A 15171-nucleotide genomic window follows, 5' to 3' on the forward strand; every position below is an offset into this window, starting at 1 on the left:
ATAAGCAATATAAAAATTTAATTGCAGAAAGTAGAATCACTTCTCACCTGATGGACTATATCCTTGGGTTTTGCTACAATTAAATGTATCTATTTGATACATTTTTGGCGAGAGCGAATGAAACTTTTTTACTTATTATTTTAAGGAGAATTATTATTATTCAAGACAAAAGAAAAAAACCAAAATCTAACCACTATGTAAACAGAGACATTCCATATTCTAGAGTTTTCTTAATTGATAGTGAAGGTAACAAAGTTGGTGTTATGTCAACTTCTGAAGCTATTGAAAGAGCTAAAAACCAAAAAATGGATTTAGTTTTAATTAGCGTTGAACCTAAACCAATTGCTCGTATTTTAGACTACGGTAAATTTAAATACGATCGAAAGAAAAAACAAAAAGAGCTTAAAGAAAAACAAACCAATATACAAAATCGTGAGATTCGTTTGACTCCTATGATTGGAGAAAACGACTTATTAACAAAAAGTAAAAAGGCAACAGAATTTTTACTTAAAGGTGATAGAATTAAAGTTTCTGTTAAATTAAGAGGTCGTGAATTAGGGCGTAAAGATCTTGGTATAAATGTTTTAGATAGATTTTATTCAAAGGTTGAGGCGATTGCAGATAAAACAACCGAGCCAAAATTAGTGAATGAAAGATTTTTAGATATGAATCTCCAACCAAATAAAACTAAAATCGCTAAATATTTAAAAGAAAAGAATCAAGTTTCTGATGAAAATTCATCAAATAGCGATTCTAAAGAAGGAGAATAAAATGCCAAAAATGAAAACTAAAAGCGCTTTAAAAAAGCGTATTAAAGTTACAGGAACAGGTAAAGTTCTTAGAGAACAAGCATACCGTTCACACTTAGCACAAAATAAAACCACAAAACAAAAGCGTCAATCTCGTAAAGCTACACTTATGTCAAAAAGTGACTTAAAAAGATTTAAAGCAATGTTTTAATCTTGTTAATTTATTTTGTAAAAATTTATTTAGTTACATAAATTAGAAAGGAAATATATTATGGCAAGAGTTAAAGGTGGTACAGTTACAAGAGCAAGACGTAAAAAATGATTAAAATTAGCTAAAGGATACTTTGGACACAAATCAATCGGTTACAAAGTTGCTAAACAAGCAGTTGTTAAATCATGAACATACGCATTTAGAGATCGTAAACAAGTTAAAAGAAATTTCCGTAAATTATGAATAGCTCGTATTAATGCAGCTACAAGAGCTGAAGGTTTAAGTTATTCAAGATTTATTAACGGTTTAAAAAGAGCAAACGTTACAATTAACCGTAAAATGCTTTCAGAATTAGCTATTAACGAACCAAAAACATTTTCAATGTTAATTAAAATCTCTAAGGAAGCTTAGATAATAGCAAAAATCAAGTATTTGTTACTTGATTTTTTTATATAAAAAAATCAAACTATATAAATAAGTTTGATACAAATTACATTTTTGGCAGGGGTTAAAGGAATCGAACCCTTACTTTTGGTTTTGGAGACCATAGCACTACCATTATACTAAACCCCCTCGTAATAATATAATTATAACATTAAAATTTCTAATTAATATTATTTATGTTATAATATATGAACTTTAACGTAAGCATATAGAGAATGGTTCAGACTGTGATATAAACCATTACCAACCTACAATTATAGCAAGGTGGTCAGTCAGAAGTTAATTCATAATTAACTTAACATGCGACAATTCCTAATGCTTCTAAATAATATATAAAAAGGAAGTAAAAAAAATGAGAAAACTATTTACAAGTGAATCTGTTGGACGTGGTCATCCTGATAAAGTATGTGATCAAATTTCAGATTCAATTTTAGACGCATATTTAATGCGGGACCCTAAAGCTAAAGTAGCAATCGAAACTATGGCAAGTGGTCACAATATTTTTATTGCTGGTGAAGTTAATTCACAAGCAGAAGTAGATGTTATTGAAATTGCTAAAAATATTTTAAAAACATTTGATTATTATACAAGCGAGACAAGCTTTATAACTGACATAAAAAAACAAAGTCCGGATATATCCCAAGGTGTAGAATTATCAAATGATGAAATCGGAGCGGGAGACCAAGGTATTATGTTCGGTTTTGCAACTGATGAAACTAAAGAATTTATGCCTTTAGCAATAACTCTTGCACACAAATTAGTAAAAAGAGCTGAAGAATTAAGAGTAAGTGGTGATTTTAAATGAGCTAGAGCTGATATGAAATCTCAAGTTACGCTAGATTATACTGATCCTAAAAAAACAACAGTTGATACTATATTAATTAGCATACAACACTCAGCTAATTTTGTTGAAAATGAATTTAAAGATTTTATAAAAAATAATATTATCAAACCTGTTTTAGAAGAGTATAAACTTGAATTACCTGAGAAAATTTTAATCAACCCTACTGGTAAATTTGTTATAGGTGGTCCAATTGGTGATACTGGTTCAACTGGTAGAAAAATTATTGTAGATACTTACGGAGGAGCATCAAGACATGGTGGCGGAGCCTTCAGTGGTAAAGATGCAACAAAAGTTGATCGTAGCGCAGCTTATGCAGCTCGTTGAATCGCTAAAAATATAGTTGCAGCTAAATTAGCCAAAAAAATCGAATTACAAATAGCATATTCGATCGGTGTATCTCAACCTGTTTCAGTAATGGTAGAAACTTTCGGAACAGAAACAGTTAAAAAAGAAATTATTGAAAAAATAATTATGGAATCGTTTGATTTAAGCCCTAAAGGAATAATAGAATCTCTAAATTTAAGACATCCAATTTATGCTAAAACTTCTTATTTCGGACATTTTGGTAGAGATGATTTGGATTTACCATGAGAAAAAACAAATAAAGTAGATCAAATATTAAAATTATTAAAAAAATATCAGTAAAAAGAGTAAAATTAATTTATATTAAAACATTTTTAAGGAGAAATCATGAATAGAGAATGCAACAAAAGAGCATGTCGTGAAGCTAGTGCTTCAAACACAATGGAAACACGCGAAGAGAAAGTATATGAGCCAGTTGGCGGAGTTCGTTGTGAAGATGAAGGAATAGCAAACAAAATAGCTAACCAATTACTAGAAGATAAAAAACATGAAGTCATCGAACAAACTAGAGTTGGTTACCAAGAAAAAGAAGTAGACACAAAAGAAGAGAACTTAGTTCAAGAACAAGAAGAAATAATATTGCAACAAAATACAAGTGAACAAGTTTATCAAGAAATTCAACAAAAAGAAACTCGTGTTTACGATCTACTAGACGTTTTAGCAGAATATAAAGATTTTCTTCAAAAATTCTAAAAATAATTTATTAATATAGTATAATACCTTTGAGCCGACATCGAGAGAAATTTAATTTCCTTGTGTCAAATAAGCCTTCTTAAGAAGGTTTTTTTTATTTAAAAAATCCAAACTATATTTGGATTTTTGTTTTATTTGTCTAAATAAATTGGTATATAAATTATCGATAATATTCAATATAAAGTATATGTATCATATAAAAAGTCATTATACATTGAATTTAAAATTTTATTTTTATTTATAGATGGAATAATATCTAACTCCATAAAATTCATAGGTACAGAGTACTCAAAATAAATTGAATCACCTGTTGAAGTTACATACATAGAATTAACTATAGAACCATGGACATCCTCCACCCTTTTAACTGATAACTCCATTGAAAGTGGTGTATACATTTGTCTAGCTTTTAGTTCATCATCTGCTACTAACCTTATTTTCTTGTTAAATTCTTTATTTTCTAATTTTATTGGTTTCTTACTAAACAATCCCCCTTTAAATAAAGTAAATTCGAAACCTCTATCACCCAAGTTTCTTGTATCAATTTTTAAAACGCCTCTTTCGAAATATCTTCTTGAAACTACTTGACCTTTTGAATTTCTAACTATTTGAAGATAAAGAACATTCATAAATGATGCAGGATATCTATTATCAATTAATAAATATTTTTGTTTAGACTTTTTAACAATTCTAGCATCATTTGGAACACCAAAATTAAAAGTAATAATTTCTTCACTATCAAGCGAACTATCTAATATTTCCTTTTTACTAAATTGTTTGGTATCTAAAAAAAATTCTACATTTGCCTTTGTAGATAAATAATTAATTCCATTATTTACCTTTTTGAATGATTTATTGTATATTTTTTCAACGTCAATTGAATTCCTTATTTTAGAGATTATCATGTTTAAGGTTTTTTTATATTTTCAAAATATAACAATGCCAACAAACATTAATATAAAACTTAAGATTAGAAAAACTAAAAAGACAATAAAATTAGTACTTTTTCCATTTTGAAAACCAATTACAAAAAGCAACAAAACACCAAGTAAAAACGAAAATGTAGAAAGTATGAAAAGTATTATTGATATTTTTCTGTTTTTTCTCATTTTATTTATTGATGATTCGTCCGAAAACGCTTCTTCAATTGCGCTTTTAAAAATAGGATAAACTGTTTGATCTGTTATAGACTTATAAGAATTAAAATTCATATAATCTTCAACTATTTTCATAAAACTCCTTTATTAAATATGTTATTATATTTAAATTATATTATATTAAATAATCATTTATATTATTTGATCTCTTTTTATTTCTATATATTCACCTTTTTTTAGATCTTTTGGTAAATTTAAATTAGCAAATTTAACTCTTTTTAAATAAATAACTTCTAAACCAAACTTCAAAAACATCCTCTTTACTTGATGAAATTTACCTTCGTTTATAGATAAAAAACACTCATTATTATTTAAAATTTCTAATGTAGAAGGTTTAGTAATATTTTTTTCGCCTATATCAAATCCTTTTTCAAATATTTTTATTAGACTATTATCTAGGTTGCCGTTCAATCTTACAAAATATTTTTTTATAACGTGTTTTTTAGGCGCTAAAAGTTCGTGAGTTAATTCCCCATCATTTGTAATTAACAAAAGACCTTCGGTATCTTTGTCTAACCTACCAACCGTATGAATTCCTTTGTAACTTAAATATCTAGAATCTATTAAATCAAATACAGTTTTATTTATTTTATCTATGTTTGCACACACATATCCTGAAGATTTATTTAAAAGTAAATAAATAAATTGTTCTTGTTTTTTTATAATGTGATTATCAATTTTAACAACATCATCAAAATGAATTTGCTCTGATTTTTTTATTACTATGTCATTAACTTTTATTCTTCTATTTGATATAAATTTCTTTATTTCTCTTCTAGAATAACTTGTATTTTCTGATAAAAATTTTTCAACTCTAATTTTCATTTCTAACTTATTTTATTTAAAAATGGAAAAAAATAAAATAATTTATTAATAATTTAAAAGATTAATTTAGTATAATTAAAAAGATTAATTGATTTAAAATATAAAAGGAGCAAATATGAGTAAAAAAGTAGTAGCCTTAGCTTCTGATCATGCAGGTTTCGAACTTAAAGAAGAACTTAAAAAATATGTTAGATCTTTGGGTTATGATACAGTAGATCTAGGTCCGGACAACGGAGTTAATAAAGTTAGTTACGCAACTCAAGGAAATGAATTAGCTGAATATATTAACTCTCGTAAACCTGATTTTGGAATTGGAGTATGTGGTACAGGACTCGGAATTTCATATGCTTTAAACAGACATAAACATATAAGAGCTGCTAGAATTACTTCAGTTGAAGATGCTCACTTAGCAAAACAACATAATAATGCAAATGTTCTAGTGTTTGGTGGTAGACAACTAAAAACTGAAGATGCAATTAAAATGATTGATGAATATTTAAAAACAGATTTCGAAGGTGGAAGACACATCGAAAGAATAGAGGAGTTAGATAAATAAAAATGGCTAAAGAAACAAAAACAAGCGAAACAGCAAAAAAAGAATTAAAACCAGTTTGACACATTACATTAGATAGAGAAAAGGGTAAATGAAGAGTATATAGAGAAGGCGCTGAAAAAGCAACTATAACTTTCGATACCCAAAAAGAAGCTATACCATACGCTAGAGACCTAGCTAAAAAATACAATGGAACATATTACATTCATGGAGAAAACGGTAGAATTCGTGATGGAAAAGGATATAAGAAATAAACTATACCAATAAACTAATTAATAGTTTATTTTTTTATATAATATAAATATGATATGAAAGTTAAATTTATATAGATTATTAATAATATTTGCTCAATTTATTTTCATAAGCTGTTTTTTTGTTGGTATTTCTTTCTTAATTTATAACATAAACTCAAATTATGTTCATTTATTCATTTGAACAAACTATTTATTAAATGTAGTAATGGTACTTGTTATAGCATTTCAAAAAAGAAATTCTCAAATTAAGCTCTCATGACTATTTTTAATGATAATATTACCTATTTTTAGTGTAGCTATATTTTTTACTTTAGGAAAAATCAAACCAAATAAAAACGAATTAAAAGTAATTGAAGAAGATAGTTATAACTTAAATAAAATAGATCAAATAGATAAAATTAAAAGTAATAACTCCATCTTAAATCAATTAAAAAATATAACCGATAATACCCTTTTTAATGCTGATTATAAATTTTATGAAGAAGGTTATAGATTTTATGATTCTTTAGAAAAAAATATAAAAAACGCAAAAAAAAGCATTTTAATAATTACTTATATAATTAAAAAAAGTGAAATTTCAAGAGAATTTATAGATTTAATTAAATCAAAAGCGAAAGAAGGGTTAGAAATTAAGTGATTAATTGATGATTTTGGCGCTTTTCCAAAGTTAAAGAAAGAATTAAAAAAACTTAATAAAGTTGGCGTTAAAGTACATTTTATAGCAAAAATATATTACCCTTTCATAACTCACAAGTCTTTTTATAGAAATCATCAAAAATTCATAATAATAGATTCTAAAAAAGTTTTTTCTGGAGGAAATAATATATCAGATGAATATGCATCATTATCTCCAAAATACGGGCATTGAATTGACTTAAATTACAAAATAACCGGAGAATACGTTAACGCTTACAACATTCATTTTATTAAATTTTGAGAAATAGTGACAAGAGAAAAATTAGATATTAATAATTATATACATAAATTTAACAAGGAACAAAAAGGACAAAATGAATCTATTTTAATTTTTGATTCTCCATCATGTGACTATTCAAATGCAGAAAGAGTTTGGATAAAACTTTTTAGTCAGGCCAAAAAATCTATTAAGATTGCTACACCATATTTTTCAATAACAGAAGCAATGTTTAAAGAAATTGTTTTAGCACTTAAAAACAACATTGATGTTACCATTTTTTTTCCTGGATTACCAGATAAAAAACTTGTTTATAAGGTTGGTTTATGACAGATTAAACAATTAGTGGAATTGGGTATGAAAGTTAAAATATATAACGATCACTTTTTACACTCAAAATCAGGGGTTATCGACGACGAAATAGCATGAGTAGGCACAAGTAATTTAGATGCAAGAAGCATGTTTTCACAATATGAAACAATGGATATAATTTCAGGACCATCTGTAAAAAGCATTATTTATATTTTTAACGAATATAAAAAAAATTCGACAGATATACAAAATAATCATGAATTAATGAAAAAAGGGACCATTTTTGAAAGATTTTTTTTCATATGAACATCACCTACAATTTAGAAAGATGAGGAAAAAATGAATGACAATGACAATTTGAATATAATTGGATTTAATTCAGAAAAAGAATTAGAAGAGGCAATAATAAAACAGCTTGAATACAATTATAGGGTAGACAAAAATACAGAATCATTAAATCAAACTTCTAACCAATATACTAAGACAATTTACAATAAAACCGAACAAGATTTAAAACAAAACTGGTGTAATATTCTTAATAGAATAAATAAAAATTACTTAAATGGATATAATTTAACAATTAAACACATTGATAGAATTCTAGAAGAATTACATGATAAGAAATTAACAGAAATAACAAATGGAATATTAAAATACGGTTCATTGCCTCCAATTGATTATTTTAAAGATGAAGGAAATAATAAAAAATATTCTTTAGTTTTATTTAAAAATGGTGGTAATAATCAAAAAATAATAGGAAATAATGATAGTGTAGGAAATTTCTTAAATACTAAAGATCCAATTTATCAAATTGCAAGACAAATTAAGTTTGAAGATATTGACGGAATAATACCGGATATAATGTTATTAATTAACGGAATTCCAGTTTTACTAATTGAATTAAAACTAAGAAGTTCTAATATAAAAGACGCAGTCCAACAAATCAAAAATTACAAAAAACGTATATCTAATTTTAATTCAATAAAGAAAAAAATGACAATGCTTAATTTTGTTCAAATACTTTCTGTTATGTCGGAAAATAAAATGTTTTATACCCCAAACCAAACTGATGAAAAAAATATTCCAGATAATTTTATTAATGATTGATTATATTTTACAACCTGAAATTCTAAGGATAAAGAAAATAAACCAGTTCATAAGTGGCATGAAGTAGTTAAATATTTTTTTAACATCCCAACCATACATGATATGGTATCTAAATATACAGTTGAAAACTTAGAAAATGACAAACTATTCTTACTCAGAAGTTACCAATACCACGCAATTCATAATATTTTAGAAAGAATGGATAAATCATACCGAAATAATGATGGCGAAAATAAAATAGGTTACGTTTGACATGCAACAGGTTCTGGTAAAACACTAACAAGTTTCAAATTAGCTCAACTTTTAAAACAAAAGTATAATAACAAAAAAATTTTCATGGTTGTCGATAGAATAGCATTATCTAGCCAAACTAACGATGAATACAAAAAATTTTCAAATAATTCATTAGATATCGAAATAGTATCAACAAAAAATACTAATAAACTAAAAAGAGAAGTAAAAGGTAAAAACGATTTCAACTCTTATCAGTTTATTAATAATCAAAAAATAATAATAACCACAATACAAAAAATTAAAAAGATGTACGAAAGCGAAAAAGACTCGGTAATAGAAAGTAATAAAGCAAAAAGTAAAGATTTCATTTTTATATTTGATGAGGCACATAGATCTACTGATGGTATACAGTTTGAAAGTTTCAAAGAAATGTTTCCAAACTCTAAATTTATCGGATTTACTGGTACACCCATAATTAATGATGACGTTAACAATAATTTTGAAAAACAAACTACTAACGATATTTTTGGTAGTTTAATACATAGTTATACAATTAAGGATGGAATAAAAGATAAGAAAGTTTTACCATTTAGAATATTTGTTGATTATCCTAAATATCTAGTCAAACTCTTTACAAATACATCTAATATTCTAGATATACAAAAAAATAAAACAAAAGAATATGATTTACAATCACTTTATCATGAATACAAACAATTAATCGAGAAAAACGAATCAGGGTTAGATGACCTTGAAGAAATTGAAAAAAGCAAAAAAATAATAGAAGATAAATATAACATTAAATTTAAAAATTATAATGATGTAGATGCAGATGAATATGATATATTAATTAATACTAATAATCATAATATGGAAAAATCATTAAAAATAGAAAAAGAATTATATGAAAATAATTTTTATAACAATAAAGCTTATAAAAATTGAATAGTAGAAGAATTAATTAAAAAATCAATACAAAATAAACAAAATCATGGTGGTTTATATAGTTCGCTTTTTGCAGTAGAAAGTAAAGATGATGCTATAGAATACTATAATATATTCGAAGAAAAACTAAAAGAATTTAAATGTAAAATTAACTTTACTTTACTATTTGATTTTAGTGAACCCAACACAGAAAAAGGTGTTATTGAAAGAAGCGAATTTTACGATAAATTATTGAAAAATTATAATAAAATGTTCAATACAAATTTTAAAATAGACCAAATAAAAGACAAGTATAAAGAAGATATTTTAAAAAGATTGAAACAAGAAGGTATAAATTATCAAGTAAGATCTAAAGATGATTATTCTAAAAAATTAGATTTATTAATTGTTGTTGATCAATTATTGACCGGTTATGATTCAAAATACATAGACACAATTTATTTTGACAAAAACATAAACCAAGACTACTTACTTATACAAGCAATCTCTAGAACTAATAGAGTTTTATTACAAACCCAAAAAGAAAAAGAAATATGAAGACCTAAAGAGTATGGTAAAATAAGATTTTTCCGACAAGGTGCAAATATGAAATTTCTTTTAGAAAAAGCTTTTAAAAAGTATGCAAATCAAAATAGCGGCGATGAGAGTAATATATGATTTTTAGAGTTAAAACCTAATATAATAAAAGAGCAAATAGAAATAAACTTTATTAAAATAAATGAAATTAGTAAAAAAATCGGCTTTAAAAATGATTATAACAGAATTCCAACACGATTAAATGAAGCTATTCAAGAATATATGCAAACAAAAAAAGAAACTCAAATAATAAAGGAAGCTAAAAACTTCAAAAATTATGCTGATATATTATTAAAAACATGAATTAAATTTAGTAATCTTGATATTGAAGATAAAAACAAAATTATTAACGATATTAAAAATATTTTTAATTTGGATGACACAAGTAAAATTTTAAGAAGAATTGACACGATAAGAAGTAGAGCAAAAGAAATTAGAGATATCCTTAAAATAACTGACACATCTAATGATTATGATTATTATGATATTTATAATGTAACTAATGATTATTTTTTAGAAAGTCCTAGTGAATCATTTTTCTCAGAAAAACCGGACGAAACATATGATTACGAACTTCTGGAGCAAAAAATATCAAAAAATGAGAATGATGAAAAAAATAAAATCGAAGATATTGATTATTTTTTATCTAAATATAATTATAACGACCAAGATTATATAAAATCAAATATAGATGTATATAGTTTTAAAAATACATACGAACTTCAAAATGTCGTTTCACAAAAACTTAATGAAAGAGCTCAAAGCGAAATAAACGAAAAATATAATTCATTTTCTAGGGCTACTGGGTTAAGTATTGAACAAATAGCAAGTTTAATAAGCGATTATAATAATGCCGATGACGGTAACAAACTTTTAAAATTAAATGATATTTATAATGCGATAAATGAAAATTTAAAGGATGATAGTGATATATTAAATGAATATTATAGTTTTTGCGAACTTAACTTTAAAAAAGACGTTAGAGGTGGTAATAAATATAAAATTTCAGGTATTAACTCTAAAAAATGTATTAAAAGTTTTTTAGAAACAATTATAAAAAAGTAACTTAACGTTACTTTTTTAGTGGGTTTTAAAAAAATTAATAAAGATTAGATATTGATCTCATAACTAAATCAATATCTTTATTTTCTAATTCACTAATAACATGTAAGTAAACTCTTTCAGTTGTATTCATACTAGCATGACCCAATCGTTTTGCTACTGAGGCTACCGAAACTCCAGCATATAATAATATAGAAGCGTGAGTGTGTCTAAGTCCATGAACCGTAATTACTGGTACATCAGCACTTTTACAACGTCGCTCTAAAATATTATTTATTGTTGAATTAAATATTTTTCCACTTTTTTTAATAAAAATAGGTTTATCACTTGGCAGATTTTTAATCATAAAAGCAAATTGCGAAGTCGTCAATCAATCTAATTGAATTTTACGAATAGAACTTTTATTTTTAGTTGGTGCAAAGCCTTTAGATTCTTTATAATTTCAAGTTTTATTTATGTTTAATAATTGTTTATTTAAATCAAAATCAGCTGGAGTTAATGCTAAAGCTTCTGAAAACCTTAACCCTGTTTTTGCAATAAGTAAAATTAATCAATCATAGTTAATAGAACCTTGTATTTTTAGTTTTTTTATTAAAGATTGTAATTCAAATTGACTTAAAAATTTTATTTTCTTTTTTCTCTCCGGAATACCTTTAATTACTGCTTTTCGTGTTGGGTCATTACTTAGATAACCTTCGTCAAAAGCATCTAACAAACACGCTTTTAAGTGATGATGAAAATCCATGGTTGTTTGTCTTTCATGATATAAAGCGTATTCATTTAGTATTTTTTGATATTCTAATCTATTTAAATCTTCCATTTTTAAATTTGGCGAAATTCTATTAACTCACTTTAATGTTAGTTCATATTTTCTGTAACTTATATTAGTTATTGAACCTTTCTTATACACAATAATTCAATTTTTAAAATATTCAGAAAATGTAAGATCAGTTTTTTTCATTTTTCCTCCTTTAACCCACTTGAGAGAAAAAATTTAAATAAACCAAGTGCTAGCTTGGTTTATTTAAATTAATAGAAATTTTAATATGTTCAATTTTAGATTCTAATAATTCTGATTCTAAAGCAGGAATTTGACTAAGTTCTTGTTCTAATTTTAAAGCTACTCCTATTTTAGGTTTAGTAACTGGTTCCTTAGGAGCAAACAACTCACATGTCTCATTAGCTTTTATTATTGAAATATCATGTGTTTTTATCAACCTGGCAATTTTAATAATTTCGTTCTTATCAAATGTTAATAATGGTCTCAAAATCGGTAAAGAACTCTCGCTACCAATTGTATACATTGATTCTAAAGTTTGAGATGCTACTTGTCCTAAATTATCTCCATTTGAAATTGCTAAAATATTATATTTTTTAGCAATTTGCTCAGCAATACGATAGAAGCTACGACGCATTAAAGTTATTTTATAAGATTCATTAGAAACAAAAGAAATATAATTCATTAAAAACGAATAATCAGCAATTAATAAATTGGAGGTCACTTGATAATTTGATAAAGTTTTAACTAAAGTATTTATCTTGTCGATTGTTCTTTGATCAGTTTGTGGTGGTGTCATAAAAGTTAAAAAATCTACTTTTAAACCTCTTTTCATTAATTCAAAAGCAGCTACAGGAGAATCAAATCCACCTGAAATTAAGTGTAACACTTTTCCTGACACTCCTACTGGTAATCCCCCTAAAGCTTCGATATAGTTAGAAAAAATATATGTTTGTTCTTTTCTAACTTCAACATAAAAAATTTGATCTGGATTGTGAACGTCTACTTTTAAACTTGTATTTTTTAGAACATGAGTACCTAAAATATTATTTATATTAGATGAATTAAATTCAAAACCCTTAAAATTACGTCTTGCTTCAATTTTAAAAGTTTTAGAATCTTTTTTAACCAATTTTAAAATTTCGTCTTTAAAATTATCAATATTATTTTCGGTAACTATAACTGGAGAGTAAGAACTTATCCCGAATACAAATTGCAATCTTTCTAAGGCTAATTCACTATAATCTAAATACATTCTATCAAACTCAACTTTAGGTTTTTGACCAACTATATGTATAATATTATTTGATAATTGATTTATAAACGTCTTTCTATTTTTCTTTTTTAAAACTAATTCTCCATATCTAATTAAAATTTTTTTATACATTTTTCTCCTCTTTTTTTATTGTGTTAAAATGAATTTTTTCATTATTTTATAAGCGGCTTTATAGTCTGAATTTTTAATGTTATTTTCTGCACTTAACAAAAAACTTTTTAATACTTGAATTTTATCATTATATTTTTTATTATCAATAACATATTCTATTATTTTCTCGTACATTTGTTTATATTCAATGTTTTCACCAATAAAAATAATTAACTTTTCAATATTAATTATTCAGTCATTCAATTTATTTTTGTCTGTTTGTACTTGAATATTTTTATATAAATTTTCTAAGTTATCTGTAATTGCTAATGTATTATTGTTTTTAGGCAAAAACTTATGTTGAATCACAATATAATATAAATTTTCTATGTTACTTAATTCGTCCCTAATATCGCATGTACTATTTTTTTTATTTTCTAACAAAATTAAATAAACATTTCTTTCTAATTCTTTAAATGAATTTATTAAATCTTCTAAACTAGATAAATAATAACTATTATCTATTTCTTTTGTGAATATTTTTAATTTTTCATAATAAAAACTTAATTCATCTTTAATTCTTTTTTTAGACTCAAGATTTAATTTGGAAATTTCCCTGCTTTTAGACTCTATTAAATTAAAAATATAGTTAATTATAGATTCATTATTTTTCTTTTTAAAATTGTCAATGATGGATTTAAATTTAAATTCTAAAAACACATTACTCAAATAAAAATATAAACTTCTTATTTTTTCTATTAATAGTTTGGTATTAAAATTATTATCAACTCAAATTTCTTTTATTTCCCTAAGATGTTTTTCAATAACTTTATTTTGTTCACTACTAAATACATTTTGTGATTTTATAAAAGTTAAAAACGGACCAAAAAGCATATATTCTATAGCTAAATGATTATTTTCTAATTTAAATAATTCTAAAAGATGTTTTTCTTTTTCGCTTGCAATTGTAAACAAATCATTTATATTAGAATTGGTTTTTTTATCAAGTATAGCTTTTGTTTCACGTTTAAGATTTAAAACTTCTTTAAAAATATAATTAACAGTTTTAAATTCTAAATTAGCAAAAGATTCTAATCGTTTTATCAAATATTCACAAACTTGAATTATTCTAGATACAGATTCATCAATATTTTCGTATGTTTTTTGAAAATCAGTAGTTATATTCTTAGCCTTTAATTGATTAATTTTAAATTTTTTTAAATTTTTTTTAAGCGTAATATTTACTTTAAATAATTCTTTGGTTTTCCTATCCCTAATATAATTATTTGAACTTTCTAAATTAACTCTCAAAATACTTGAATATTTAGTTAAAGTATTATAATAAACATTTAATTCACTATACATTTTTTCATATGTATTGTTATTTTTTGATAATAGTTTTAATCTAGTTAAATTCGTTTCATTTTCATACATAGATCTGCTAATCTCATCTGTTATTTTTCGATTTCTTTTTGAACTTACTTCAATATAAATTGATTTTATAAAAAAAATAGTAACTATAATTAAAAATATCAATAATATACTAAATAAAGTAAATAAAATATATGCCATTCTTTTTTTATTTCTCCTATTTTACGCTATTAAATTATAAATTATATTTTTGAATTTAATAGAATAAAAAAATGCCCTTCTGGGCTTATTCTTTGAAAACTGAATAGTAATTAATAATTCATTAAAATGTCTTAAATACATCTTAACTTCTAAACCTATCAATTTATTAGTAATGGTCAGCTAAATGTATTACTACACTTACACATCCATCCT

General features: G+C 24.7%; 14 protein-coding genes and 1 tRNA gene. 9 read left to right on the top strand and 6 right to left on the bottom strand.

All coding sequences use genetic code 4. From position 1 onward, the window contains the following. The first annotated feature begins 83 nt into the window (after positions 1-83). From infC to rplT, 3 genes are read left to right on the top strand one after another with little or no spacing between them, the layout of a single operon-like run. Positions 84-770, top strand: coding sequence for a translation initiation factor IF-3 (gene infC / locus JXZ93_RS02320; protein WP_205851689.1), 687 nt, complete (start codon positions 84-86; stop codon positions 768-770). A gap of 1 nt (position 771) precedes the next feature. Further along, a complete protein-coding gene (rpmI, locus tag JXZ93_RS02325) occupies positions 772-960 on the top strand; it encodes a 50S ribosomal protein L35 (RefSeq protein WP_174892773.1) in 189 nt (62 codons plus the stop codon). Between the two features lie 60 nt (positions 961-1020). Then, a complete protein-coding gene (gene rplT / locus JXZ93_RS02330) occupies positions 1021-1371 on the top strand; it encodes a 50S ribosomal protein L20 (protein WP_205851686.1) in 351 nt (116 codons plus the stop codon). Between the two features lie 88 nt (positions 1372-1459). Here rplT and JXZ93_RS02335 read toward each other — a convergent pair. Continuing rightward, positions 1460-1533 (bottom strand) — tRNA-Trp (locus JXZ93_RS02335). 223 nt (positions 1534-1756) lie between these two features. Between JXZ93_RS02335 and metK the strand changes: the two genes are divergently transcribed. Together metK and JXZ93_RS02345 are read left to right on the top strand one after the other, a co-directional pair. Then, on the top strand, positions 1757-2893 hold the full coding sequence (gene metK / locus JXZ93_RS02340; RefSeq protein ID WP_205851684.1) for a methionine adenosyltransferase: 1137 nt from the start codon (positions 1757-1759) through the stop codon (positions 2891-2893). A gap of 45 nt (positions 2894-2938) precedes the next feature. Then, a complete protein-coding gene (locus JXZ93_RS02345; protein ID WP_205851682.1) occupies positions 2939-3304 on the top strand; it encodes a hypothetical protein in 366 nt (121 codons plus the stop codon). Positions 3305-3435: 131 nt separating this feature from the next. Here the strand turns inward: JXZ93_RS02345 and JXZ93_RS02350 are convergent, their stop codons facing one another. Both JXZ93_RS02350 and JXZ93_RS02355 read right to left on the bottom strand, forming a co-directional pair. Next, on the bottom strand, positions 3436-4536 hold the full coding sequence (locus JXZ93_RS02350) for a DUF3137 domain-containing protein (protein WP_205852613.1): 1101 nt from the start codon (positions 4534-4536) through the stop codon (positions 3436-3438). A gap of 57 nt (positions 4537-4593) precedes the next feature. Further along, the gene (locus JXZ93_RS02355; protein WP_205851679.1) at positions 4594-5286 is read right to left on the bottom strand and encodes a pseudouridine synthase; all 693 of its coding nucleotides are present in this window, start codon (positions 5284-5286) and stop codon (positions 4594-4596) included. 115 nt (positions 5287-5401) lie between these two features. On the opposite strand from JXZ93_RS02355, the gene JXZ93_RS02360 reads away from it, so the two are divergent. From JXZ93_RS02360 to JXZ93_RS04240, 4 genes are read left to right on the top strand one after another with little or no spacing between them, the layout of a single operon-like run. Beyond that, positions 5402-5842, top strand: coding sequence for an RpiB/LacA/LacB family sugar-phosphate isomerase (locus JXZ93_RS02360; protein WP_205851678.1), 441 nt, complete (start codon positions 5402-5404; stop codon positions 5840-5842). Between the two features lie 2 nt (positions 5843-5844). Continuing rightward, a complete protein-coding gene (locus JXZ93_RS04235) occupies positions 5845-6093 on the top strand; it encodes a DUF2188 domain-containing protein (protein ID WP_205851676.1) in 249 nt (82 codons plus the stop codon). 49 nt (positions 6094-6142) lie between these two features. Continuing rightward, positions 6143-7642, top strand: coding sequence for a phospholipase D-like domain-containing protein (locus tag JXZ93_RS02370; RefSeq protein WP_205852614.1), 1500 nt, complete (start codon positions 6143-6145; stop codon positions 7640-7642). A gap of 15 nt (positions 7643-7657) precedes the next feature. Then, positions 7658-11245 carry a DEAD/DEAH box helicase family protein gene (locus JXZ93_RS04240; protein WP_205852615.1) on the top strand — a complete coding sequence of 1196 codons (3588 nt, stop codon included), beginning with the start codon at positions 7658-7660 and terminating at the stop codon, positions 11243-11245. Positions 11246-11279: 34 nt separating this feature from the next. Here JXZ93_RS04240 and JXZ93_RS02380 read toward each other — a convergent pair whose 3' ends face one another. Genes JXZ93_RS02380 through JXZ93_RS02390 form a run of 3 tightly spaced genes read right to left on the bottom strand, consistent with a single transcriptional unit; the run spans position 11280 to position 14958 of the window. After that, complete coding sequence (locus JXZ93_RS02380; RefSeq protein ID WP_205851670.1) at positions 11280-12203, bottom strand: site-specific integrase; 924 nt, start codon at positions 12201-12203, stop codon at positions 11280-11282. Between the two features lie 49 nt (positions 12204-12252). Further along, entirely contained in the window at positions 12253-13407 is a 1155-nt protein-coding gene (gene thiI, locus JXZ93_RS02385; RefSeq protein WP_205851668.1) for a tRNA uracil 4-sulfurtransferase ThiI, read from the bottom strand. Positions 13408-13422: 15 nt separating this feature from the next. Further along, positions 13423-14958 (bottom strand): hypothetical protein, encoded by a 1536-nt coding sequence (locus JXZ93_RS02390; RefSeq protein ID WP_205852616.1) that lies wholly within the window; start codon positions 14956-14958, stop codon positions 13423-13425. Between the last annotated feature and the right edge of the window lie 213 nt (positions 14959-15171).

Source organism: Mycoplasma sp. CSL10166 (genome assembly GCF_017116885.1).
GTDB lineage: Bacteria > Bacillota_I > Bacilli_A > Mycoplasmatales > Metamycoplasmataceae > Mycoplasmopsis.